At 72.8% G+C, this 23722-nt stretch carries 24 protein-coding genes; 11 read left to right on the forward strand and 13 right to left on the reverse strand.

Annotated features, from left to right (window positions below; translation table 11 throughout):
- Positions 1-38: 38 nt before the first annotated feature.
- Positions 39-908, forward strand: a complete 870-nt coding sequence (locus tag Mco01_RS09660; protein WP_036325295.1) for an HAD family hydrolase — start codon at positions 39-41, stop codon at positions 906-908.
- A 95-nt stretch (positions 909-1003) separates the two neighbouring features.
- On the opposite strand, the gene Mco01_RS09665 is transcribed toward Mco01_RS09660, so the two are convergent.
- From Mco01_RS09665 to Mco01_RS09710, 10 genes are all read right to left on the reverse strand, one after another.
- On the reverse strand, positions 1004-2032 hold the full coding sequence (locus Mco01_RS09665; protein WP_204056530.1) for an alpha/beta fold hydrolase: 1029 nt from the start codon (positions 2030-2032) through the stop codon (positions 1004-1006).
- Between the two features lie 89 nt (positions 2033-2121).
- The gene (locus tag Mco01_RS09670; protein ID WP_204056531.1) at positions 2122-3060 is read right to left on the reverse strand and encodes a lysophospholipid acyltransferase family protein; all 939 of its coding nucleotides are present in this window, start codon (positions 3058-3060) and stop codon (positions 2122-2124) included.
- 97 nt (positions 3061-3157) lie between these two features.
- Positions 3158-4171, reverse strand: a complete 1014-nt coding sequence (locus Mco01_RS09675) for an NAD-dependent epimerase/dehydratase family protein (RefSeq protein WP_204056532.1) — start codon at positions 4169-4171, stop codon at positions 3158-3160.
- 71 nt (positions 4172-4242) lie between these two features.
- The gene (locus tag Mco01_RS09680; protein ID WP_018654693.1) at positions 4243-4341 is read right to left on the reverse strand and encodes a 30S ribosomal protein bS22; all 99 of its coding nucleotides are present in this window, start codon (positions 4339-4341) and stop codon (positions 4243-4245) included.
- 207 nt (positions 4342-4548) lie between these two features.
- Complete coding sequence (locus Mco01_RS09685) at positions 4549-4752, reverse strand: helix-turn-helix domain-containing protein (protein WP_030456159.1); 204 nt, start codon at positions 4750-4752, stop codon at positions 4549-4551.
- Positions 4753-5063: 311 nt separating this feature from the next.
- Complete coding sequence (locus Mco01_RS09690) at positions 5064-5843, reverse strand: phosphatase (RefSeq protein ID WP_204056533.1); 780 nt, start codon at positions 5841-5843, stop codon at positions 5064-5066.
- 55 nt (positions 5844-5898) lie between these two features.
- Positions 5899-7062 carry an acetoin utilization protein AcuC gene (locus Mco01_RS09695; RefSeq protein ID WP_204056534.1) on the reverse strand — a complete coding sequence of 388 codons (1164 nt, stop codon included), beginning with the start codon at positions 7060-7062 and terminating at the stop codon, positions 5899-5901.
- 103 nt (positions 7063-7165) lie between these two features.
- Positions 7166-8350 carry an ABC transporter permease gene (locus Mco01_RS09700; protein WP_204056535.1) on the reverse strand — a complete coding sequence of 395 codons (1185 nt, stop codon included), beginning with the start codon at positions 8348-8350 and terminating at the stop codon, positions 7166-7168.
- The gene (locus Mco01_RS09705) at positions 8347-9057 is read right to left on the reverse strand and encodes an ABC transporter ATP-binding protein (protein WP_204056536.1); all 711 of its coding nucleotides are present in this window, start codon (positions 9055-9057) and stop codon (positions 8347-8349) included. Before Mco01_RS09705 ends, Mco01_RS09700 begins: the two co-directional genes overlap by 4 nt.
- Entirely contained in the window at positions 9054-10445 is a 1392-nt protein-coding gene (locus Mco01_RS09710; RefSeq protein ID WP_204056537.1) for an efflux RND transporter periplasmic adaptor subunit, read from the reverse strand. The genes Mco01_RS09705 and Mco01_RS09710 overlap by 4 nt, the downstream gene beginning before the upstream one ends.
- A gap of 344 nt (positions 10446-10789) precedes the next feature.
- On the opposite strand from Mco01_RS09710, the gene Mco01_RS09715 reads away from it, so the two are divergent.
- The 5 genes from Mco01_RS09715 to Mco01_RS09735 are packed head-to-tail and all read left to right on the forward strand — an operon-like array spanning position 10790 to position 15843.
- Positions 10790-12427 carry an FAD-dependent oxidoreductase gene (locus tag Mco01_RS09715; protein WP_204056538.1) on the forward strand — a complete coding sequence of 546 codons (1638 nt, stop codon included), beginning with the start codon at positions 10790-10792 and terminating at the stop codon, positions 12425-12427.
- Positions 12424-12837 carry a 4Fe-4S dicluster domain-containing protein gene (locus Mco01_RS09720; protein ID WP_204056539.1) on the forward strand — a complete coding sequence of 138 codons (414 nt, stop codon included), beginning with the start codon at positions 12424-12426 and terminating at the stop codon, positions 12835-12837. Before Mco01_RS09715 ends, Mco01_RS09720 begins: the two co-directional genes overlap by 4 nt.
- Positions 12834-13835, forward strand: coding sequence for an ABC transporter substrate-binding protein (locus tag Mco01_RS09725; RefSeq protein WP_204056540.1), 1002 nt, complete (start codon positions 12834-12836; stop codon positions 13833-13835). The genes Mco01_RS09720 and Mco01_RS09725 overlap by 4 nt, the downstream gene beginning before the upstream one ends.
- Positions 13832-15424, forward strand: a complete 1593-nt coding sequence (locus Mco01_RS09730) for an FAD-dependent oxidoreductase (protein WP_204056541.1) — start codon at positions 13832-13834, stop codon at positions 15422-15424. The genes Mco01_RS09725 and Mco01_RS09730 overlap by 4 nt, the downstream gene beginning before the upstream one ends.
- Positions 15421-15843, forward strand: coding sequence for a 4Fe-4S dicluster domain-containing protein (locus Mco01_RS09735; RefSeq protein WP_204056542.1), 423 nt, complete (start codon positions 15421-15423; stop codon positions 15841-15843). Before Mco01_RS09730 ends, Mco01_RS09735 begins: the two co-directional genes overlap by 4 nt.
- On the opposite strand, the gene proC is transcribed toward Mco01_RS09735, so the two are convergent.
- The gene (gene proC, locus Mco01_RS09740) at positions 15825-16619 is read right to left on the reverse strand and encodes a pyrroline-5-carboxylate reductase (protein WP_036325289.1); all 795 of its coding nucleotides are present in this window, start codon (positions 16617-16619) and stop codon (positions 15825-15827) included. The two genes, Mco01_RS09735 and proC, sit on opposite strands and share 19 nt — an antisense overlap.
- Before the next feature lie 224 nt (positions 16620-16843).
- Between proC and Mco01_RS09745 the strand changes: the two genes are divergently transcribed.
- A complete protein-coding gene (locus Mco01_RS09745; protein WP_204056543.1) occupies positions 16844-18415 on the forward strand; it encodes an alpha/beta hydrolase in 1572 nt (523 codons plus the stop codon).
- Between the two features lie 66 nt (positions 18416-18481).
- Here the strand turns inward: Mco01_RS09745 and Mco01_RS09750 are convergent, their stop codons facing one another.
- Together Mco01_RS09750 and Mco01_RS09755 are read right to left on the reverse strand one after the other, a co-directional pair.
- A complete protein-coding gene (locus Mco01_RS09750) occupies positions 18482-19216 on the reverse strand; it encodes an ABC transporter permease (RefSeq protein WP_036325288.1) in 735 nt (244 codons plus the stop codon).
- Positions 19213-19941, reverse strand: coding sequence for an ABC transporter ATP-binding protein (locus Mco01_RS09755; protein ID WP_204056544.1), 729 nt, complete (start codon positions 19939-19941; stop codon positions 19213-19215). The genes Mco01_RS09750 and Mco01_RS09755 overlap by 4 nt, the downstream gene beginning before the upstream one ends.
- An 80-nt stretch (positions 19942-20021) precedes the next feature.
- Between Mco01_RS09755 and Mco01_RS09760 the strand changes: the two genes are divergently transcribed.
- The 4 genes from Mco01_RS09760 (at position 20022) to grpE (ending at position 23684) form a co-directional block, all read left to right on the forward strand.
- A complete protein-coding gene (locus Mco01_RS09760) occupies positions 20022-20480 on the forward strand; it encodes a hypothetical protein (protein WP_204056545.1) in 459 nt (152 codons plus the stop codon).
- A 31-nt stretch (positions 20481-20511) separates the two neighbouring features.
- Positions 20512-20970, forward strand: coding sequence for a hypothetical protein (locus Mco01_RS09765; RefSeq protein ID WP_204056546.1), 459 nt, complete (start codon positions 20512-20514; stop codon positions 20968-20970).
- A gap of 180 nt (positions 20971-21150) precedes the next feature.
- A complete protein-coding gene (gene dnaK / locus Mco01_RS09770; protein ID WP_204056547.1) occupies positions 21151-23025 on the forward strand; it encodes a molecular chaperone DnaK in 1875 nt (624 codons plus the stop codon).
- The gene (gene grpE, locus Mco01_RS09775; protein ID WP_204056548.1) at positions 23022-23684 is read left to right on the forward strand and encodes a nucleotide exchange factor GrpE; all 663 of its coding nucleotides are present in this window, start codon (positions 23022-23024) and stop codon (positions 23682-23684) included. The genes dnaK and grpE overlap by 4 nt, the downstream gene beginning before the upstream one ends.
- Positions 23685-23722: the final 38 nt, after the last annotated feature.

Consider the following 23722-nt stretch of genomic DNA (forward strand, 5'->3'; position numbering starts at 1 on the left):
CCTTCTGCGGCAAGGGCCGGCCGTTAAGCTGATGACCCATGAGGCGGCTATTGCGACGGCGGGTCGCGGCGGAGATCGCCGGTGAGGTGGCGGCCGCCGCGGCCGTCTCGGCGCCCGCGGTGGTGCCCGACCTGACCGCGGCGGCGTTCTTCGACGTCGACAACACGATGATGCGGGGCGCCTCGATCTACCACTTCGCCCGCGGCCTCGCCGCGCGCGGGCTGTTCACCACGCAGGACCTGATGAAGTTCGCCCTCGGGCAGGCGTGGTTCCGCGTCCGGGGCAGCGAGAACCCCGAGCACATCGCGAGGGCCAAGGAGATGGCCCTCGCGTTCGTCGCCGGGCTCAAGGTCGACGAGGTCGTCCGGCTGGGCGAGGAGATCTACGACGAGGTGATGGCCGACCGCGTGTGGGCCGGCACCCGCGCCCTCGCCCAGGCCCACCTCGACGCCGGGCAGCGCGTGTGGCTCGTCACCGCCACCCCCGTCGAGCTCGCCCGGGTGATCGCCCAGCGGCTCGGCCTCACCGGGGCGCTCGGCACGGTCGCCGAGACCGCCGACGGCGCCTACACCGGGCGCCTGGTCGGCGACCTCCTCCACGGGCCGGCCAAGGCCGAGGCCGTCCGGGCGCTGGCCCGGCGGGAGGGGCTCGACCTGTCCCGCTGCTCGGCCTACAGCGACTCGGCCAACGACCTGCCGATGCTCTCCCTCGTCGGCCACCCGTACGCCGTGAACCCCGACAGCGAGCTGCGCGAGTTCGCCCGGGAGCGCGAATGGGAGGTCCGCGACTTCCGCACCGGCCGCAAGGCCACCCTGATCGGCCTGCCGATCGCCGCGACCGCGGGCGCGGTGGCGGGCGGCATCGCCGCGGGCATCGCGCTGCGCCGCCACTACCGCTCGGTCCTCTGAACGCGCCCCCGGGCCGTACGGGGTCCGGGCGCGGCCGATGACGGCCGCGGGTGGGCCGGGCCGCCCGATGACGGCCGCGGGTAGGGCGGGCCCGCTCAGCCCGCGACGGCGGGGCGGGCGCGAGCCCGGGCGAGGAGGGCGGTGAGCTCGGCGCCGACCCGGCCGGGCCGTTCGAGCCCGATCATGTGCCCGGCGACCGGGATCACCACGAAGCGGGCGTCCGGCAGGGCCTCGGCGATCCGCCGGCTGTGGACGGGCGGCGTGAGCCGGTCGTTCTCGCCCACCATGACGAGCGTCTCGACCTCGCGCAGGGCGGCCAGCGCCGCCCGCCTGTCGTGCACCCGGAAGTCGCGGAAGAACCCGACCATGACCTCGGTCGGCGTGGCGGCGGCCATGGCGTTGACGAACCGCACGTGGCGCCGCCCGGCGCCCCTGCCGAAGGCGACGTAGCGGGTCACCGGCAGGTTGGCGCGGGCCTTCAGGGCGGGACGCCCGTCGATCACCGCGGCCCGGGCCAGCATGCGCTCGAACACCAGGGGCGTGACCCGCGGGGCGAGCCGCCCGAGCGGCCCCGGCAGGCCGAACGTGGCGCGGTCGAGCATGCCCGACGACGTGCTGAGCAGGGCGGCGGCCACCACCCGGCCGGCGACCAGGCCGGGGTGCCGCGCGGCGAGCGCCATGATCGTCATGCCGCCCATCGAGTGGCCCACGAGGACGACCGGCAGTCCCTCCGGCACGGCCTCCCGGATGACGGCGGCCAGGTCGTCGCCGAGCCGGTCGATCGTGCAGGCGTCGACGGAGCAGGCCGACGACTCGCCGTGTCCCCGCTGGTCGTAGAAGACGAGGGTGGCCCGGCCCGCCAGCGCCTCCCGCTGGAAGTGCCAGCAGTCGCGGCTCATCACCCAGCCGTGGGCGAAGACGACCGCGAACTCGGGGTCCGGGTGGTCCTCGACGTCGACCGCGAGCCGCACGCCGTCGTCCGTGGTGACCGTCAGGGCGCGGCCGCGCACGCCGCCGAGCGCCGGCCGGCCCCCCTCCCGTACGGCTCTCGCCCGCCGCCGGGCGGCGCCCAGGGCCAGGCCCACGGCCAGCCCGGCGAGCACGGCGGTACGCCGATCGGCCATGGTCGCTCTCCTCGGGGGAAGTGGTGAGCACACCATACCGACCAGTAGGTCGCTTTGTTAGACCCCGCGACCAATAGGTCGCGGTCCCCTCACGCCACGGGGAAGGCCGGGCCGCGGCGCAGGCGCAGGGCGTCGAGCTGCCCCTGGATCGTCTCCCGCACGTGGTCGGTCAGGTCGAAGACGAGCATGGGGTCGTCGGCGTCGTCCGGGCCGTACTCGTCGGTGCGGATCGGCTCCCCGAACGAGATCATCCACTTCGACGGCAGCGGGACCAGGCCCAACGGGCCGAGCCAGGGGAAGAACGGGGTGATCGGCAGGTACGGCAGGCCGAGCAGCCGGGCGAGCGAGCGGAAGTCGCCGATCTTGGGGTAGATCTCCTCGGCCCCCACGATGGCGCAGGGGATGATCGGCACGCCCGCGTGGATGGCGGAGGCCACGAAGCCGCCGCGGCCGAACCGCTGCAGCCGGTACCGCTCGGAGAACGGCTTGCCGATGCCCTTGAAGCCCTCAGGGAAGACCCCGACCAGCTCGCCCTTGCGCAGCAGCCGGTCGGCGTCCTCCCGGCAGGCGAGCGTGTGCCCGGACTTGCGGGCCAGGTGCCCGAGCACGGGAAGCTGGTAGACCAGGTGGGCCCCGAGCAGGCGGAGCGGGCGGTGCGCCTCGTCGTGCAGCGCGACCTGCAGCATCAGCGCGTCCATCGGGAGCGTGCCGGAGTGGTTGGCCACCACGAGGGCGCCCGAGTCGGCCGGGACGTTCTCCAGCCCGACGGTCTCCACCCGGAACCAGTGCCGGTAGAGCGGGCGCAGCAGCTCCAGCAGCACCGTGTCGTTCAGGTCGGGGTCGAAGCCGAACTCGTCGATCTCGTACTCCCCGGCGAGCCTGCGCCGGAGGAAGGCGAGCACCTCGGCCAGCCGGTCGTCCGCGTTCCGGTCGCCCGGCGGCCCGTCCTCCCGCCCGGTGGCCGCGTGCAGGGGGATGATCTGGGCGCCGTCCTCGGACGGCCCGCCCGGGGCCGTCGTCGCGCTCACGGTGTGCTCACGTCCTCACCATCGCTTCCGCCCGCGGGCCGCCTCCCGGGCCGGGAAGCACCCGCGGGCACCTGAGGTCCCCGGAGGTCCGGGGGCGTCATCGCCTGCGCAGCAGGCCACCGAGCACGCCGAGCACGTCGGCCGGCGACGCCCCGCGCGACGCCAGGAAGTCGTCGAACGCGGCCGCGGTCGTGTACTTCGGCCGCCACCCCAGCTCCGCCGCGATCCGCCCGGTGTCCACCGCCCGGCCGTGGCTCATCAGGGCGATCTGCTCCGGGGAGAAGTCCACCAGCCCGGCGCTGCGCGCGAGCCCGCCGAGGAGCCCGAACGCCGGGGACGGCACCGGCACCACCGGCCGGCCTGCGCGCCGCGCGCACTGCGACAGCAGCAGCACGCCGTCTCCGGCCACGTTGAACACGCCCTGGTGGTCCTCCCCGGCGAGCCGGTGGAGCACCTCGACCGCGTCGTCCTCGTGGACGAACTGCAGCCGCGGGTCGAAGCCCAGCACCGTGGGCAGCACGGGCTGGGAGAAGTACCGCGTCAGCGGCGAGTCGACCCCCGGGCCCATGAAGTTGGCGAAGCGAAGGACGGTCGTGCTGATGTCAGGACGCCGCCGGGCGAAGCCGCGGACGTACCCCTCGATCTCGAACGCGTCCTTCTCGTAGCCGGACCGCGCGCCGTCGACGGGCTCGGTGTCCTCGGTGAACACGGCCGGGGCGTGCGGCGAGGAGCCGTACACGGCCGTGGTCGAGCGGATCACCACCCGGCGCACCGTGTCGGACCGCTGACAGGCCGCCAGCAGCTGCATGGCGCCGATGACGTTGTGCTCCTTCATGGCCGTGCGGCTGTGTGAAGGGCCGCTGACCAGGCTGAGGTGCACCACGGTGTCGATGTCCGCCGCCCTGATGACCCGGGCGACGTCGGGACTTCGCAGATCGACCCGGACGAACTCCGTACGGCCGAGCAGCGCGCCGTCGTCCAGGGTCGCGGACGGCGGCGGCGCCGTGTCCACTCCGATGACCCGGTGGATCTCCGGATCCGCCGCAAGGGCGCTCGCCACACGGGCGCCGATGTGACGGGAGACCCCGGTGACGAGAACGGTACGAGCCATCGTCGCCTCGCTGGGGGTGCGCGAGGGCACGGTCGCCCGGTCCCTCGGGACCGGTGCGCGCGCCGTCTCGACTACTTCTTGTTACGCCGCTGGATGCGGGTCTTCTTCAGCAGCTTGCGGTGCTTCTTCTTGGCCATGCGCTTGCGGCGCTTCTTGATCACAGAGCCCACGGGACCCCCAGGTGACGGTGATGGATGTCTTACCGGCGCGCACGCGCACACCGGCTCAACAGCCTACCGGCGATCCACGGTAGATCGCTCCTCCCGGGGGACCCCGCGTGGCCGCGAGTCGGCCATGCGCCCGTCACGGCATGGCCCTGCGCCCTCTGCCTCGCCTCCGGCGAGGCGGGCTCCCTCCGCCGCGGCTCTGGATACGCGTCACCCTGCTTCGATGAACGCGTCTCTCAGGTAGTCGTGTACCGCCTGCTCGGGCACTCTGAAGGAACGGCCGACCCGGATGGCCGGTAACTCGCCCGAGTGCACGAGCCGGTACACCGTCATCTTGGACACCCGCATGACGGTCGCCACCTCGGCCACCGTCAAGAACTTCACCTCGCTGAGAGGTCTTTCGCCTGCACCCATCGGACGCCTCTTCCGCACGTGTTTCCGGGTTATCCCCACTGGTGCCATCGCTCACGCACGTGTACTGCCGTCAGCGTAAGTCCGGACTCCGTGTAGGCAAACCCCCCATTTCATCAGTCTCCGGAGCCATGTGCCGTCAAAATCGAGAAAATCGCTGGCAGCAGCCGGGCCGTGCCCCTCGCCTCAACCTTGGAACGGACCAACATCTCTCACATAAGAGTCGCCCAGGATCACAAAAAAGTTGGCAAACGGTGGACACATGGGTGGAAAAGTGGGCGCGAAACGCCCGATTTGGGAGGTCCGGATCCTGTTCAGAGGCTCCGGGCGGCACGGTCCAGAAGGTAGGCGGTCAGCGGCGCGTACAGGCGCGGCGGCACGTTGTCGTCGAGCGGGACGGTCACGGCGATCTTGCCCTCGGCCTCGCCGACGAACAGCGCCGGGTCGTTGCTGTCGGCGAAGCCGACCGTCTCGACCCCCGCCTCGCCTGCCGCCCCGGCCCAGCCGTGGTCGGCGATCACGAAGTCGGGCCGCTCCTCGGCCAGCATCGCCCGCATCGGGTGCGGGTCGTGCGTGTGGACGAAGCTGCCCCGGTCCTCCACCATGGCGACACCGTCCAGGTAGCGGATGCGCCTGCGGCGGCCGATCCCCCCGCCCATGTACGTCCACCCCTCGGCCGGGGTCACCAGTACCGCGCCGTTGGCGGCGGCGAACCGGGCGAGCGCGAGGTGGACCGTGAGCAGGCCGGTGGGGTGCCCGGTGGCCACGGCGACCCTGGGCGCGCCCCGGCGGAGCACCTTCGCGATCCGGTCGGCCATCTCCTCGGCCGCGTCGATGGTCCGGTCCGGGTCGATCACGTCCTGGCCCTCGCGGTGCGCCGGATCGGCGACCACCCCCGCCTTTTCGGACATCAACTCCAGGATCTGACGGAACGACCACTCGCCCTCGAAGCTGAGCCCGAACATGTAGTGCGGGTCGCGCAGCGCGAGCGACCGGTAGTGGTCGAGGTTGTTCTCGCGGCTGGTGGCGACGTCGCCGGCGATGGCGGTCCTGACGAGGTGCTCGCGGAGTTCGGCGCGGGTGGGAGAGGTCACGTCAGGTTCAGCGCTCCTCGTCTCGGCGTGATTCCGCCGCCTCAGGCGACGAGGCTCACGGCATCGGGTCCAGGCCGTGGAAGGGGAACACGGCGTTCCTCGTCGCGATCACAGCCCTGTCCACGGCGTCGGCTGGATCGTACCCTTCCGAAATGTCACGCCATTGAGGGTCCCGCCCGTCGGTCATGGTGAGCGGGGGGACGTCGCGCGTCCGCCCCTCGACCAGGGCCCGCCAGCTCGCCGGGGTCGGCGTGGCCGGCTCCACCGGCCGTCCGAGGGCCTCGGCGATCAGGTGGGTCCACGCCCTCGGCACGACCTGGACCAGCTCGTAGCCCCCGCCGCCGACGGCGATCCACCGGCCGCCGGCCGTCTCGTGGGCCAGCCGGTGCAGCGCCGCGTACGCCGTCCGCTGGCCGTCCAGGCTCAGCATGAGGTGGGCGAGCGGGTCGAGGGCGTGGCTGTCGCATCCCTGCTGGGTGACGAGCACCTCCGGCGCGAAGTGCCGCAGCAGCGGCGGCACGACGGCGTGGAAGGCCCGCAGCCAGCCGGTGTCGCCGCAGCCCGCGGGCAGGGCCACGTTGACCGCCGTGCCCTCTGCGCCGGTCTCGTGGGGGAAGCCGGTGCCGGGGAAGAGGGTCCGCGGGCTCTCGTGCAGGCTGATCGTGAGCACCCGGGGGTCGTCCAGGAACATGGCCTGCACCCCGTCGCCGTGGTGGACGTCCACGTCCACGTACGCCACCCGGGACGCGCCCTGGGACAGCAGCCAGGCGATGGCGACCGCGGGGTCGTTGTAGACGCAGAAGCCGCTCGCGGCGGCCGGCATCGCGTGGTGCAGCCCCCCGGCGACGTTGACGGCGTGCTCGGCCTCGCCCGACCAGACGGCCCGGGCGGCGGCCAGCGTCGCGCCGGCGACCAGCGCCGAGGCCTCGTGGACGCCCGCGAACGCCGGGTTGTCCTCGGTGCCGAGCCCGTGCCGCAGGTCCGGCCGGCCGGTCCGGGAGACCTCCTTCACCGACGCGATGTAGTCCCGGCTGTGGACGAGGGCCAGCTCGTCGTCGGTGGCGGGCGCGCATCCGATCACGTCGGCCCCGTCGAGCACGCCGAGGTCGCGGGCGAGCTCCATGGTCAGCTCGACGCGCACAGGCGCCAGCGGGTGGCCGGGGCCGAAGTCGTACGAAACCAGCCTGTCGTCCCAGACGACCCGCACCGCCTGACTCATGACCGCGACGGTACAGCACCGCCCGCGGCCGCCGTTCATCCGCCCGACACGCCGCGGAAACACCGCCTCCCGCCTGCGGGGGGCGGCGTTCGGACGTGGACGGTCACTCGGCGCGCAGGGCCACCACGGGGTCCAGACGGCCGGCGCGGCGGGCCGGGGCGACGCCGAAGAACACCCCGACCCCGGCCGACACCCCGAACGCGAGCGCGACCGACCACCAGGTGATCGCGGCCGGCACCGGGGACAGCTCCTGGATGAGCAGCGCGCCCCCGACACCGAGCAGGATGCCGATCAGGCCGCCGATCGTGGTCAGCAGCACGGCCTCGATGAGGAACTGCCCGAGGATGTCGCGCTGCCGGGCGCCGAGGGCCTTGCGCAGGCCGATCTCCTTGGTCCGCTCCCGGACGCTGACGAGCATGATGTTGGACACCCCGACCCCGCCCACCAGCAGCGAGATGCCCGCGATCGCCGCGAGCACGCCGGTCAGCATGGTGAGGACGGTCCCGATCGTGCCGAGCAGCTGCGTCTGCGTCACGGCGGAGAACTTCTCGTCCGGATAGCGGGCGTCCAGTGCCGCCACGACGCGGCGCTGCAGCGGCTCGATCTCGTCCGGGCCGGACGCGCCGATGGCGATGCCGTTGATCCTCGGCAGCCCGATGAGCCGCTGGGCCGTGGTGACCGGGACGTGCACCTCCTGGTCGCGGGCCACCCCGAAGGTGGACCCCACGGTCTCGTACACGCCGATCACCCGGAAGCGCACGCCCGCGATCGTCACCTGCCGCCCGACGGGGTCGACGTCGCCGAACAGCTTGGCCGCCACCTCGGCGCCGAGGATCGCCACCCTCCTGCGGGTGTCGACGTCGGTGGCGCTGAGGTACCGGCCGCGGCGCAGCGGGCGGTCGAAGATGTTCGGCAGGTTCTGGTCCGTCCCGGTCAGCGTGGCGAACACCTCGGTCCGGCCCACGCGCACCGGCTCCCCGGAGTTCACGGCCACCGTGACCTTCGCGGGGTCCCCGACGACCCGGCGCACGTACGCGACGTCCGACAGGTCGAGGCGGCTCTGCGTGGGGGCCGCGCCCAGCCCGACCTGACCGGGGACCACGAGGATGATGTTGCTGCCCAGCCCCGCGATCTCCTTCTCCACCGCGTTCTTCGCCCCGGTGCCGATGGCCACGAGGATCACCACGGCGAGGACGCCGATCACCACGCCCAGCATGGTGAGCGTGCTGCGCAGCCGGTTGACCCGGAGGGCCTCCAGCGCCATCCGCAGGGCCTCGGCCGTCCTCATCGGCCCGCACCGCCGCTGTCGGCCTCCACCAGGCCGTCACGCACGTGGATCCGCCGGCGGGCCCGGGCCGCCACCTCCGCCTCGTGGGTGACCAGGACGACGGCCACCCCGCTGTCCGCGTTGAGCCGTTCCAGCAGGCCCATCACCTCCTCGCCGTTCCGGGTGTCGAGGTTGCCGGTCGGCTCGTCGGCGAGCACCACCTTCGGGTCCCCCACCAGGGCCCGCGCGATCGCGACGCGCTGCTGCTCGCCGCCCGACATCTGGGACGGCCGGTGACCCAGCCGGTGGCCGAGGCCGACCGCCCGCAGCGCCGCCGTCGCCCTGGCCCGCCGCTCCGCCTTCGGTACGCCCCGGTAGACGAGCGGGAGGGCCACGTTGTCCAGCGCCGGCGTGCGCGCCAGCAGGTGGAACGACTGGAAGACGAAGCCGATCGTCCGGTTGCGGAGCTCGGCCAGCCGGGTGTCGTCGAGCGTCGCGACATCGACGCCGCCCACCCGGAGCACGCCGGACGTCGGCCGGTCGAGACAGCCGAGCAGGTGCATGAGCGTCGACTTCCCCGACCCCGAGGGGCCGACGATCGCCACGAACTCCCCCTGGCCGATCCGCAGGTCGACCCCTCGGAGCGCGTCCACGGAGACGCCGTCGAGCTGGTAGGAGCGCCGCAGGTCCACCGCCTCGAACGCGGCGGCCGGCTCGGGGGCGGTCACGTCAGGGACTGCCCGGTCCGGACCGTGTCGGCGCCCTTCACGACCACCCGCTCGCCCGGCGACAGCCCGTTCAGGATCTCGACGACCGCGTCGCCCTGGGCGCCGAGCTTGACCACCCGCCGCTCGGCCCTGCCGTCCCTGACGGCCCAGACGATCGTCTCCCTGCCGCTGGTCACGATCGCGGAGGCCGGAACGGCGGTCGCGTCGGGCGACTCGCGCACGGCGAGGTGGACCACGGCGCTCATGCCGGGTTTGGGGGCCGGGGCCGGGCCGCCGTCGTCGTAGGCGCCCGCCCCGAGCCGCAGGCGCACCGGGTAGCTGACCCCGCCCGTCGCGCCCTCCTTGGGCGTCACGCCGACACCGGTCACGGTGGCCGTGTACGTCGCGCCGGTCACCGCGTCGAGCTCGACCGTCGCCCGCGTCCCGCGCCTGACCAGCAGGACGTCGGTCTCGTCCACGTCGGCCGACAGCGAGAGCGCGGAGACGTCGGTGACGGTGGCGACCGGGTCCCCCGCCGTGACCGGGACGCCGGTCGCGATCACCCCGGCCGACCGGCCGGTGGGCGCGGCCACGGCCGACGCGGCCTGCTCGCCGGCCCCGGCGGGCAGCTGGCCGATCAGCGCGCTCAGCCCGGCCGCGCCGCCGGTCGAGGACGAGGCGCCGCCGAGCGTGACCACGCCCGCGAACGGCGCCTTGACCGTGAGGGCGTCCACGGTTCGCTGCGCCGCCCGTACGGCGGTCCTGGTCTGCGCCCGCGACGCGGCCTGGAGCGACGTCATGGAGGCGGTCAGTCCGCTCAGCCCGGCCCCCACCTGCCCGGTCACCTGGGCGAGCACCTGGTCGATCGACCGGCTCAGGCCGTCCACGACCTGGCTCAGCGCCCGTTGCTGGGCGCGCTGCTGGGCCTCGGCCGCGTCGATCGCGGACAGCAGCCGGGCCCTGACCGCCTTGTCCCCGATCGAGCGCGCCGCCTTCCTCGCCTGGGCGAAGCAGCGGGCCACCCGGGCGTCGAGCGCGCCCGGCAGGCGCAGCCGCGGCAGGCTGACCGACGCGGCCACCGGGACGGCGGAGACGGGCCGGGACGCCTGCCTGTCGGCCTTCCTCGCCGCCGCGAGCTGCTCCTTCGCCTGCGGGGAGCCGATCCTGGCCAGGATCTGGCCCTTCTTCACGGTGTCGCCGTCCTGGACGTACAGCTTCACGATCGTCCCGGACGCGGGGGCGGTCAGCGTCGCCGTGGCCCGCGCGGCGACCGTGGCCGGGGCCTCGACGACCTCACTGACGGCGGTGCGGGTGACGGTTCCGAGCTGCGTCTTGGGCGGCTCCGAGGAGGTGCAGCCGGCGGCCAGAAGGACGATGACAAGCGGGAGGATCCCGCGACGTAACGCCACCCGGCAATCGTAAAGCCGGGGTAAAGCGGCCTCCTCCGCGGCGCTACGAATTCCCCTTATTATCCCCCTGGACACTAGGTTATTTCGTCTTTATGGTCATAGACATGGCCGAGACGTCCACTCTCGTTCCCCGATGTCGGCTTCGGCGCTGAACGGGCGGTAACGCCCGCGTTCGACATCCTCTGTCGCGTTCTCAACGACGTCGTCCGCTCGCGGGCGGCACACCTCGGCATGCGCGGGCCCGGCGCTTCCCGTCTGGACTGCCACCGATTCGCCGTACCGGCGGCCTCGGCGCGCTCCCGATCCGATCCCTGCCGTGAAGAGTTCCCCTCAGGAGGAGTTCCGTGACCGTCACCGGCACCTCGTCCGACCCGCTCGACCTGTCCGCCGGCGTCCTCGTGGCGGGCGGCGGGCCCGCCGCCGCGTGGGCCGAGTACAAGGCCGCGCAGGCGGGCGCCGATGTCGTCCTCGCCGACAAGGGCTACTGCGGGACCAGCGGCGCGACCGCCTCCGCGGGCACCGGGGTGTGGTACGTGCCGCCGCGTCCCGCCGAACGGGAGAGGGCCATGGCCTCCCGGGAGGCCCTCGGCGGCCACCTCGCCGACCGCCACTGGATGGCCCGCGTGCTCGACCAGACGTACGAGGGGATGGGCGAGCTGGCGGACGCCGGCCGGTACCCGTTCCCTCCCGACGGCGAGGGCGGGCAGGTCCGGCGCGGCGTCCAGGGGCCCGAGTACATGCGCCGGATGCGGATCCTGCTGCGCCGCGCCGGAGTGCGGATCCTCGACCACAGCCCGGTCGTCGAGCTGCTGACGGACGAGGACGGCGCGGTGGCCGGCGTCGCCGGTTACCAGCGGCAGCGTGACCGGCCGTACCGGGTCAGGGCGGGCGCCGTCGTACTCGCCACCGGTGGCTGCGCGTTCCTCAGCCGCGCGCTGGGCTGCGACGTCAACACCGGGGACGGGGCACTCATGGCGGCCGAGGCAGGCGCGGAGCTGTCGGGCATGGAGTTCTCCAACGCCTACGCCATCGCGCCGGAGTTCTCCTCCGTGACCAAGACGGCGTACTACTCCTTCGCGACGTTCTATCGCGAGGACGGCACGGTGCTCGAAGGGGCGGGCAGCCAGAAGGGCCGGTCGGTGATCGCCCGTACCCTGCTGACCGAGAAGGTCTACTGCCGCATCGACCGGGCCGGCCCCGACGTCCAGCGGGCCATGCGGCTCGGCCAGCCGAACTTCTTCCTGCCCTTCGACCGCATGGGCGTCGACCCGTTCACCCGGCTCTTCCCGGTCACGCTGCTACTGGAGGGCACCGTGCGCGGGACGGGCGGGATCCGCGTGGCGGACGACGAATGCGCGACCTCCGTACCCGGCCTGTACGTGGCGGGCGACGCGGCCACCCGCGAGCTGGTGTGCGGCGGCTTCACCGGGGGCGGCAGCCACAACGCCGCGTGGGCGATCTCCTCGGGCACCTGGGCGGGGCGGGGCGCGGCCCGGTTCTCCGCGGCGCTCGCGCCCTCGGCCTCGCGCCGTCCCCTCATCCCCGCGGGCGGCGCCGGACTGCGGCCCACCGGCCGTCCCGCCGCCCGTGACGGGTACCGCGAGGTCGTCGCCGCCGTCCAGGCCGAGGTGCACCCGTACGAGAAGAACTACCTGCGGCACGGCGACCGGCTCGGGCCCGCGCTGGCGAACCTGCACGCCACGTGGGACCGGGTCCGCTCCTCGCTGTACGGCACGGGCGCGGGCGCGGTCCACGCCAGGCAGGCCGCCGCGATGACCGCCCACGCGCGGTGGATGTACACCGCGGCCCTGGCGAGGCAGGAGTCGCGCGGCATGCACAAGCGGGAGGACCTTCCCGGCTCCGACGAGTCGTGGCGGCGCCGCCTGCTCGTGGAGGGGCTCGACGAGATCCGGGTCCGGCCCGACCCGGTCGCGCCGGTCGGCCCGCAGGAGTACGCCGATCACCTGCGGGCGGCGTCGTGATCGAGGTCGTCTCCGGCGAGCGGTGCGTCGGCTGCGACCGCTGCGTCCAGGTCTGCCCCACCAATGTCTTCGACTCCGGCCCCGGCGGCGTTCCGGTGATCGCCCGCCGGCACGACTGCCAGACGTGCTTCATGTGCGAGGCGTACTGCCCGGTGGACGCGCTCTTCGTGGCGCCCAGCCCCCAGCCGGTGGAGGCGGGCTCACCGCTGCGCGACGAGGCGCACCTCGTCGCGTCCGGCCTGCTCGGCGCCTACCGCAGGGAGATCGGCTGGGGCCGCGGCCGCACGCCGGGCGCCCTCCTCGCGGTCGGCCCCGATTTGCCCGGTCCGTCCGGTCCGGCCTCCGGATCCTCCCGGCCGGCCGCCTCCGGGTCCCCCTCCCGTCCCGTCTCCGAGAAGGAGCACCGATGACGACGCGACGATCGTTCGTCCTCCTGGCGGCCGCCGCGCTGGCGCTGCCCGCCGCGCTGTCGGCCTGCGGGCGGGACGCCGCGACGGGAGCCCCCTCGGGCGGCGCGAGCACGCCGTACACGCTGCGGATCGGCGTGATCGGCACCGGGAACAGGCTGACAGGCGTGTTCGGCTACCTGGACAGCGTGAGGAAGCTCATCCCCCTGCTGGCCCCCGCGGGGGTCGCCGCGGTGAAGACGTACACGTTCCCGAACGGCCCCGACCTCAACCAGGCGCTCGTGTCGGGCGCGCTCGACGTCGCGACGTACGGCGACACCCCGGCCCTGGTGGCGCGGGGCACCGGGCAGTCCAGCCGGCTGATCGCGCAGGCCACGGTCGGCCTCGACGCCGGCATCGTCACGAAGAAGCAGGGCGGGCCGGCGTCGCTCGCGGAGCTCGCGGGCCGGAAGGTCGCCGTGCAGAAGGGGTCCTACATCCACCGCTACCTGCTGGGCGCGCTCGGCGACGCCAAGGTGCGGCCGCAGGCGGTCCTGCACCTCTACAACAGCGACATGGAGGCGGCGCTGGAGCACGGGGACATCGACGCGGCGGCCCTCCCGGCCGCGAACCTGGAGGCCCTGCGGGCGAAGGGCTATCCGGTGATCGACGTGGCCTCCAAGGACCATCCCGCCTACCTGGGCACCAGCGTCACCATCGTGCCGGACTCCTTCCTCGACCGCCATCCCGGTTTCGTGAAGGTGTGGCAGCGGGCCCAGAGGGAGGGGACCAAGCTGGTCAAGGCCAACTGGGACGGCTATCTGGCCTTCTCGGTTAAGGTGGGCGGCTTCCCCCCCGACGTCGTGAAAGCGACGACGGTGCGGAGCCAGCTCCCCGAGGAGCCGTTCACCCAGCAGGGGCTGGCGCTGCTGGAGAGCACCAAGAGGTTCCTCGTCCAGCAGGGCTTCGTGAAGTCCGACTTCTCCATCGACCAGTGGATCGCCCCGGGAGCGCGGGGATGAGCCCGTCCGCTGCCCCGCATCTCGTACGGGACGCCGACGTGCTGGTCCTGGGCGGCGGCCCCGCCGGGGCGTGGGCGGCCATCGCGGCGGCCGAGGCGGGCGCCGTCGTCGTGCTGGCCGACAAGGGCTACTGCGGGACCAGCGGGTCGGCGGCCTCCGGCGGCAACAACCTGTGGTACGTGCCGCCCGACCTCGCGCTGCGCGAGGACGCGATGGCCCGGCGCGAGGCCATCGCCGGCGGGCTGACCGAGCGCCGGTGGATGGCCCGGGTGCTCGACGAGACCTACCGCCAGATCAACCGGCTCGCCGGCTGGGGCTACCCGTTCCCGGTGGACGACGCCGGGGTGGAACGGCGCAGCAGCCTCCAGGGACCGGAGTACATGCGCAGGATGCGGCGGCGGGTCCACCGAAGCGGCGTGCTCATCCTCGATCACCATCCCGCGCTGGAGCTGCTCGCGGACGCGGACGGCGCGGTCGCGGGCGCCGCGGGGATCCGCCGTCAGCAGGGCGGCGGGCGCTGGGAGGCCCGGGCCCGGGCGGTCGTCCTCGCCACCGGCGGGTGTGCGTTCCTGTCCGGCGCCTTCGGGCTCAACGTGGACACGGGGGACGGCCACCTCATGGCGGCCGAGCTGGGGGCGGAGCTGTCGGGCATGGAGTTCTCCAACGCCTACGCCCTGTCCCCCGCGTACGGTTCGCACACCAAGGGCCTAATGATGCAGTTCGCCAGCTATTACGACGAGGACGGCGACAGGCTGGACGTCGGGGACATGACGGCGGCCCGGCGCCCGATCGCCCGGATGCTCGCCGACGGCCGGCAGGTGTTCGCCCGGTTGGACAAGGCCCCGCCGGGCCTGCGGGAGGCCATGCGCCAGGCGCAGCCCAACTACTTCCTGCCCCTCGATAAGGCCGGCATCGACCCCTTCGCCCAGTCCTACCCGGTACGGCTGGTGTTCGAGGGCACCGTACGCGGGACCGGCGGCCTGCGGGTCACCGGCGACGACTGCGCCACCACCGTCCCCGGCCTGTACGCGGCGGGCGACGTGGCCACGCGCGAGCTCATCACGGGCAGCGTCAGCGGCGGCGGCAGCCACAACGGCGCCTGGGCCGTCTCCTCCGGCACCTGGGCGGGCGCCGCGGCCGCGGCCTTCGCCGCGAGGCAGCGCCGTGCGGACAGGCCGCGTGCGGCGGGGCGGGCGGGCCTGCGCCCGTACGGCCCGGCCGGCGGCGGTCCGGACGCGGCCGAGGTCGTCGGGGCCGTGCAGGAGGAGATCCTGCCGCTCGGCCGCAACTACTTCCGCTCCTCGGAGGGGCTGCGGCGCTCCCTCGGCGCGCTGGACGGGCTGTGGACGTCGGTCGCCGCCCACCTGACCGGCGAGGGCCGGGAGGCCCTGCGGGCCAGGCAGGCCGCGGCCATGGTGGCGCACGGACGCTGGATGTACCGGGCCGCGCTCGCCCGGGAGGAGTCGCGCGGCATGCACCAGCGGGTCGACCGGCCGGCGGCCGACCCCCGGCTCGCCCACCGCGTCCGGGTGGGCGGCCTAGACGAGATCTGGACCGCGGCTGAGGAGACCCGGGAGGTGACGGCGTGATCGAGATCGTCAGCCGCGACCGCTGCGTGCGGTGCGACATCTGCGTCAAGGTCTGCCCGATGGACGTGTTCGAGCCCGGGACGGACGGGGTGCCGGTGATCGCCAGGCAGCCCGACTGCCAGACGTGCTTCATGTGCGAGGCGCACTGTCCCGCGGACGCCCTCTTCGTGGCCCCGCTCGCCGGCCCGGCCCCGGCCGGCTCGCCGTACACGGACGAGGCGGCGCTCGTCGCGTCGGGCGCGATGGGCCGCTACCGCCACGTCATCGGCTGGGGGCGGGGCCGCACGCCGGGCAGCCGGCTCGACAAGAACTTCGTCTTCACCGCCCGTCTGGCCGCCTCCGGAGGCGAAGGCCCGTCCCGGACGGACGCCTCCGGAGATGACGCCGGGGTCTCGGAACGTCAGCCGGAGGCGAGCTGACGGCTGCGGTCGCGGGCCGCCTCGATGGCGTCGAGGAACGCGGCCCGGACCCGGTGGCGCTCCAGCTCCGCGATGGCGGAGATCGTGGTCCCGCCGGGGGAGGTCACGGCCTCGCGGAGGATCACCGGGTGCTCACCGGAGTCGCGCAGCATGGTCGCGGCTCCGACGATCGACTGGACGACCATGTCGAGGGCGGCGGCGCGCGGCATGCCCAGCAGGATCCCCGCGTCGACCATGGCCTCGACCAGATAGAAGAAGTACGCCGGGCCGCTGCCGGACAGCGCGGTCGCCGCGTCCTGCTGGGACTCCGGGATCCGCAGGACCTTGCCGACCGGGCTGAGCAGCTCCTCGGTGCGCTTGAGGTGCTCCTCGCCCGCGTGCGCGCCGGCCGAGATCACGCTCATGGCCTCGTCGACGAGCACCGGCGTGTTCGACATGACGCGGACGACGGGCACCTGCTCCCCGAGCCGCGCCTCGACGAAGGCGGTCGTGATGCCGGCCGCGACCGAGATGACCAGCCGTCCGCCGGGAACGTGCGGGGCGATCTCGGCGAGCAGCGTGTGCATGTCCTGCGGCTTGACCGCGAGGATCAGGGTGTCGGCCTCCTCGGCCGCCTCGGCGTTGCCGGCCACCCGCACGCCGTACCGCTCGCGCAGCGCCTCGGCCCGCTCAGGACGCCGGGCGGTGGCGATGACCTCGGACGGCCCGAGCCCGGCGCGCAGCAGCCCGGACATGAGGGCCTCGCCCATCTTGCCGGTCCCGAGTATCGCGATCATGGCTGCACCTCACCGACGTGGGCTCCGGGGATCTTCCTCGCAGCTTACCGAGGGCGCGCCGGTGCGCGGGAACGCGGACTTCACACGATCGCCGAACTGAATGTTGCGGTTTCACAACCAACCGAGGACATCCGTCGCCTTATACCGGCTTTATGCGGAGGATCTACCGGATGGTGCCATAAGCCGGTTCCAACGGAGGAACCGCCGGCGTCGAAGGGGTTTACGTGAAGAGAATCCTCACAGCGCTGGCCACCGCCGGCCTGGGGCTCACCGGACTGCTGGTCGCGGGACCCGCGACGGCCAGTGCCCAGCATGCCTCCGACTACACTCCTCCCGCTCCTCAGTGGGCCCAGTGCGAGGGCCTTCCCGCCGGAATCGAGTGCGCGATGGTCGAGGTCCCCCTCGACTACGGCAACCCCCGGGGCCAGAAGATCAAGATCGCGGTCTCCCGCAAGAAGGCGACCGATACCGCGAACTACCAGGGCGCCGTGCTGTTCAACCCCGGCGGACCGGGCGGCAGCGGGCTCGCCTACCCCGCCGTCATGACCACGCGGCTGGGCGCCGCCCTCGCGGCGAAGTACGACCTGATCGGATTCGACCCCCGCGGCGTCGGCTCCAGCGAGCCCGCGCTCCGCTGCGACGTCCACTTCTTCGACCCGGTGCGGCCCGACTACGTGCCGTCCAACCTCGCCGAGGAGCTGGCCTGGGTCAAGCGGTCGAAGGGCTACGCCGAGGCGTGCGGCAAGACGTACGGCCACCTGCTCGACCACATGACGACGGTCGACGCGGCCACGGACATGGACCAGATCCGCAAGGCCCTGGGCCAGAGCCAGATCAGCTACGTCGGGTACTCCTACGGCACCTACCTGGGCGCCACGTACGCCACCCTGTTCCCGACCAAGGTCCGCCGCCTGGTCCTGGACAGCATCGTCAACCCCGAGCGGGTGTGGTACGACGCCAACCTCGACCAGAACCACGCCTTCGAGGCCCGGGCCAAGGACTTCTTCGCCTGGATCGCCACGTACGACGCGACGTACCACCTCGGCACGACCGGGGCCGATGTCGAGAAGGCGTTCTACGCGGCCCGCGCCAAGCTGAAGGCCGCGCCGGCCGAGGGCCGGGTCGGGCCGGACGAGTTCGACGACACCTACCTCGCGGGCGGTTACCTCAAGAGCCGCTGGCCGCTGCTGGCCAACGCACTGTCGCGCTACGTCACGGCCTCCGAGACCGCGCCCCTGCTCGCGGCGTACGCCACGTACGGCGACAGCAGCGGCGACGACAACTCCTTCGCCGTCTACTCGGCCGTCGAGTGCTCGGACGCCAAGTGGCCGCGCAACTGGGGCACCTGGCACCGCGACTGGTGGCAGTCGTACCGGACCGCCCCCTTCCTGACGTGGGGCAACGCCTGGTTCAACGCCCAGTGCGCCTACTGGCCCGTCCGGGTGACCCACGAGCAGCGCATCGACGGCCGGCAGGTCAAGAACGCGCTGTTCTTCCAGGACACCAAGGACGCCGCCACTCCGTACCAGGGCGGCGTCGAGATGCACAAGCGGTTCCCGAACTCCCGGCTGGTCGTCATGGACGGCGGCGGCAACCACGGCCTGACCGGCCGCGGCAACGCCTGCATCGACGACATCTGGAAGGCGTACCTGTCCGACGGCACGCTGCCGGCGAGCAAGCCGGGGCCGGACGTGCACTGCGCGCCGTTCGCCGACCCGGTCCCGCCGGCCTCCGCGACGACGCTGATGAAGTCGTCGGCCGCGCAGGACGACGACTGGGTGCCCGGCGAGCGCTGACACCCCACTCGTACGAAAGAGCCCCCGGTCCGTCGAGGACCGGGGGCTCTCCCGTGCGCGGAGCCCCTACGGCGTGCGCCGGCGCAGGGTGGCGGCGCCGAGGACGAGGGCCAGCAGCGCGGCCCCGGCCACGATCAGCAGGTCGCGCCAGAACTCCCCGCCGATGTCTCCGCCGACGACCGCGTCCCTCATCGCCTCGATGGCGTACGACATGGGCAGGACGTCGGAGATCCACTCCAGCGGCGCCGCCATCTGGGCGCGGGGCACCAGGATCCCGCCGAGGAGGATCTGGGGGATCATGACGATCGGCATGAACTGCACGGCCTGGAACTCGGTGCGGGCGAACGCGCTGCACAGCAGGCCGAGCGCGGTGCCGAGCAGCGCGTTGAGCAGCGCCACGAGCACCAGCGGCCACAGGTCGCCGGGCAGGTCGAGCCCGAGCCAGGTCAGCGAGACGGTCAGCGCCAGCGCCACCTGGACGCAGGCCATCAGCCCGAACGCGATGCCGTAGCCGAGCAGCAGGTCGAGCTTGCCGAGCGGCGAGGCCATCAGCCGCTCCAGCGTGCCCGACGTCCGCTCCCGCAGCGTGGCGATCGAGGTGACCAGGAACATCACCAGGAACGGGAACACGCACAGCAGGATCGGGGCCCACATGGCGAACGACCTCTCGTCGTCCATCACGTAGTAGAGAAGGATCATCACCAGCGTCGGCACGAGCACCATGAGCGCGACCGTGCGGTGGTCGTGGCGCAGCTGGTTCATGATCCGGCGCGCCGTCGCGATCGTGATCGCCGGGTTCATGCCGCCGCCCTCTCCTCGACGAGGCGCAGGAACGCCTCCTCCAGATCCGTGGTCCGGGTGCGCTCGCGCAGCCCGTCCGGTGTGCCGTCCGCGAGGATCTCCCCCTGGCGCAGCACGAGGAGCCGTTCGCAGCGGGCGGCCTCGTCCATGACGTGGCTCGACACGAGCAGCGTCACCCCGCGATCGGCGAGGCCGTGGAACAGCCGCCACAGCTCCTGCCGCAGGACCGGGTCGAGCCCGACCGTGGGCTCGTCGAGCACGACCAGCTCCGGGGAGCCGAGCAGGGCGACCGCGAGGCTCGCCCGGCTGAGCTGGCCGCCCGACAGCGAGCCGCCGAGCTGGTGGGCCGCCCCGGTGAGGCCGACCTCCTCCAGGACGCGCTCGACGTCGTCCTTGGGCGCGCCGAGCACGGCGGCGAAGTAGCGCAGGTTCTCCCGCACCGACAGGTCCCGGTAGACCGCCGGGTTCTGCGTCGAGTAGCCGATCAGCCGCCGCAGCCGGGGACTGCCCGCCGGCTCGCCGAGGACGGTCACCTCGCCTCCGGCGACGATCTGGACGCCCACGATCGCGCGCATGAGCGTGGTCTTCCCGCAGCCGCTCGGGCCCAGCAGGCCCGTCACCTCACCTCGGGGCACGTCGAAGGTCAGCCCGTGCAGCACCTCGACGCCACCCCTCGACACCCGCAGATCCCGTACGGCTATCGCGGGCCCGACCGAATTCATCATGCGTTGAATTTAACCGGTCGCGAGGGTGACGTCAACGTGTCCCCGCTGAACCAGGCGGGCCCGTGGCCCGTCTACAGAACATGAGGAAGCTCTGGCTCGTGGCACTCCTGTCCATGGCGGTCGCCTGCGGGGAGACCCCCTCGACGACGACCGCGTCCTCCGTCCCGACCACCCCGTCCGGGGAGCCCGTGGGCGTCCCCGCGAGCTCGGCCGCGCCGGCCGCGACGCCTTCGCCGTCGCCCGTGACGCCCGTCGGGCACACGCTGCGGACGCACAAGGTCACATGGCTCAGCGCGACCCCCGTGGACGACGGCGCGCGCCTGCGGCTCGTCTGGTGGTCCGGCGTCGAGCCCTGCTCGGTCCTCGACCGGGTGGAGGTGAAGGAGAGCGCGGACGAGGTCGTCGTGACCCTGTACGAGGGCCAGGACCGCCGCTCCCCCGACGCGGCCTGCATCGAGATCGCCATCCAGAAGACGACGACGGTGGCCCTGACGTCGCCGCTCGGCGCCCGGAAGGTGGTCGACGGCGCCGCCTCGTGAACCAGCCGGGCGCGCGAGCCGTCCAAGGAGCATGCGGACCCTTCGCGGCGCCACCACAGCGGTTCTGACGGTCCTGGCGGTCACGGCCGCCCCTCTCACGCCGGCCCTCGGCTCATCGGCGGCGACCGTCACCGCCGTCACCGCCTCCGCCTTCACGGCCCCGGCCTCCGCCTTCACGGCGGCGGCGCCCTCGGCCGCGGGCCGCCATCGGCGCACCGTCGGTGTGCACAAGGTCCGCTGGTCCTCGGCCACGCCGGTCGCACACGGCCGCAAGGTCCGCCTCACCTGGTGGTCCGGCGTCGCCCCCTGCACCGTGCTCGACCACGTGTCCGTCAGGGAGACGGCCAGGAAGGTGGTCGTGACGATCTGGGAGGGCGCCAAGCCCTCCGCCGCCCACGCGGTCTGCCCCGCCATCGCCGTCCGGAAGACGGCCACCGTCGCCCTCAAGAAGAGGCTGGGGTCCAGGAGACTGGCCGACGGCGCCCGCTGACCAGCGCGAACCTCCACACGTCTACACCTCTCCCGCTTCCGCCCGAAATGTCCCTCGGAGGCGGGATGAATTTCGCGCACTCCCGGGTTGAGCCCCATAGACTCAAGACGTTTGACAAGGACCCGGGAGTGGGTTAAGCATGAGTCCAACCGACTCAACTTTGACTACAAGGACGTACTCATGGCACGTGCGGTAGGTATCGACCTGGGGACGACCAACTCCGTCGTCTCGATCCTCGAGGGCGGCGAGCCCACCGTCATCGCGAACGCCCAGGGCTCGCGGACGACTCCGTCCGTGGTCGCGTTCGCCAAGAACGGTGAGGTCCTCGTCGGCGAGGTCGCCAAGCGGCAGGCGGTGACCAACGTCGACAGGACCATCCGCTCGGTCAAGCGCCAGATGGGCACGAACTGGACCGTCGAGATCGACGGCAAGAAGTTCACGCCGCAGCAGATCAGCGCCTTCGTCCTGCAGAAGCTCAAGCAGGACGCGGAGGCCTACCTGGGCGAGAAGATCACCGACGCGGTGATCACCGTCCCGGCGTACTTCAACGACGCCCAGCGGCAGGCCACCAAGGAGGCCGGCCAGATCGCGGGCCTCAACGTGCTGCGGATCATCAACGAGCCCACCTCGGCGGCCCTCGCGTACGGCCTCGACAAGGAGAAGGACCAGACGATCCTGGTCTTCGACCTCGGCGGCGGCACCTTCGACGTGTCCCTGCTCGACGTCGGCCAGGAGGACGGCCACGGCTTCGTCGAGGTCAAGGCCACCAGCGGTGACAACCACCTGGGCGGCGACGACTGGGACCAGCGGATCGTCGACGAGCTGGTCACCCGGTTCAAGAACGCCCACGGCGTGGACCTGTCGAAGGACAAGATGGCCCTCCAGCGCCTCCGTGAGGCCGCGGAGAAGGCGAAGATCGAGCTGTCCAGCCAGACCGAGACCACGATCAACCTGCCCTACATCACCGCCTCCTCCGAGGGCCCGCTGCACCTCGAGGAGAAGCTGACCCGCGCCGAGTTCCAGCGGATCACCGCCGACCTGCTCGAGCGCTGCAAGGGCCCGTTCCACCAGGTCATCAAGGACGCCGGGATCAAGGTCTCCGACATCGCCCACGTGGTGCTGGTCGGCGGCTCGACCCGCATGCCGGCCGTGAGCGACCTGGTCAAGGAGCTGACCGGCGGCAAGGAGCCCAACAAGGGCGTCAACCCGGACGAGGTCGTCGCGATCGGCGCCGCGCTCCAGGCGGGTGTCCTGAAGGGCGAGGTCAAGGACGTCCTGCTGCTCGACGTCACCCCGCTCAGCCTCGGCATCGAGACCAAGGGCGGCATCTTCACCAAGATCATCGAGCGCAACACGACGATCCCGACCAAGCGCTCCGAGGTCTTCACCACGGCGGAGGACAACCAGCCGTCGGTGCAGATCCAGGTCTACCAGGGCGAGCGTGAGATCGCGGCGTACAACAAGAAGCTGGCCACCTTCGAGCTGACCGGCATCGCGCCGGCGCCGCGCGGCATCCCGCAGATCGAGGTCACCTTCGACATCGACGCCAACGGAATCGTCAACGTCTCGGCGAAGGACCTCGGCACCGGGAAGGAGCAGTCGATGACCATCACCGGCGGCTCCGCTCTCGGCAAGGACGACATCGAGCGCATGATGCGCGAGGCCGAGAGCTACGCGGAGGAGGACAAGCGCCGCCGCGAGGACGCCGAGGTCCGCAACAACGCCGACTCGCTGGCCTACCAGACGGAGAAGTTCCTCCGCGAGAACGACGAGAAGATCCCGGCCGACGTCAAGACCGAGGTCAACGACTCGCTGGCCGAGCTGAAGAAGGAGCTGGAGGGCACCGACACGGCCGCCATCCGGGCCTCCGCGGAGAAGCTCGCCACCGTGAGCCAGAAGATGGGCTCGGCCATCTACGCCCAGTCGCAGGGCGCGCAGGCCGGCGGCGCCGAGGGCGGCGCCGACGCCGGGGCCCAGCAGGCCAAGGCCGACGACGACGTGGTCGAGGCGGAGATCGTCGATGACGAGCCGAAGCAGGAGGGCGGCAGCAAGTGACCCCGCGCGAGAACGGCTTCGAGGAGGAGCCGGTGATCCGCGACAACCGCAAGATCGACCCCGAGACGGGGCGGGCCCGCGAGGGCGCCGGAGAGCAGGCCGCGGAGGCCGGCGCCGGCAGGCAGGAGGGGACGGCGGCCACCGAGGCCGCCGCCTCCGACCTCCTCGCGGAACGCACCGCCGACCTGCAGCGGCTGCAGGCGGAGTACAGCAACTACCGCAAGAGGGTCGAGCGGGACAGGATCACCGTGAGGGAGCAGGCCGTCGCCAGCGTGCTGGGCGAGCTGCTCCCGGTGCTCGACGACATCGGCCGCGCCCGGGACCACGGCGAGCTCACCGGCGGTTTCGCCAAGGTGAGCGAGTCGCTGGAGTCGGCCGTCGCCAAGCTGGGCCTGAGCACCTACGGCACGAAGGGCGACCCCTTCGACCCGACCGTGCACGAGGCCCTGCTGCACAGCTATTCGGCGGAGGTGACCGAGCCCACGTGCGTCGAGATCCTCCAGCCGGGCTACCGCATCGGCGACCGGATCCTGCGCCCGGCCCGGGTGGCCGTCGCCGAGCCGGACGAAAGCGCGGCGGCCGAGGAGGCGTCCGCGCAGGCCGGCGGCGCGACGGGCTCCGACGGCCCGCACGCGTCCGGCGAGCCGGACGAGAGCTGATCACCCGGAGTCTCTCCCGATCGGGAAGGATCGGGAGA

This window comes from Microbispora corallina, from assembly GCF_016863035.1.
Taxonomy (GTDB): domain Bacteria; phylum Actinomycetota; class Actinomycetes; order Streptosporangiales; family Streptosporangiaceae; genus Microbispora; species Microbispora corallina.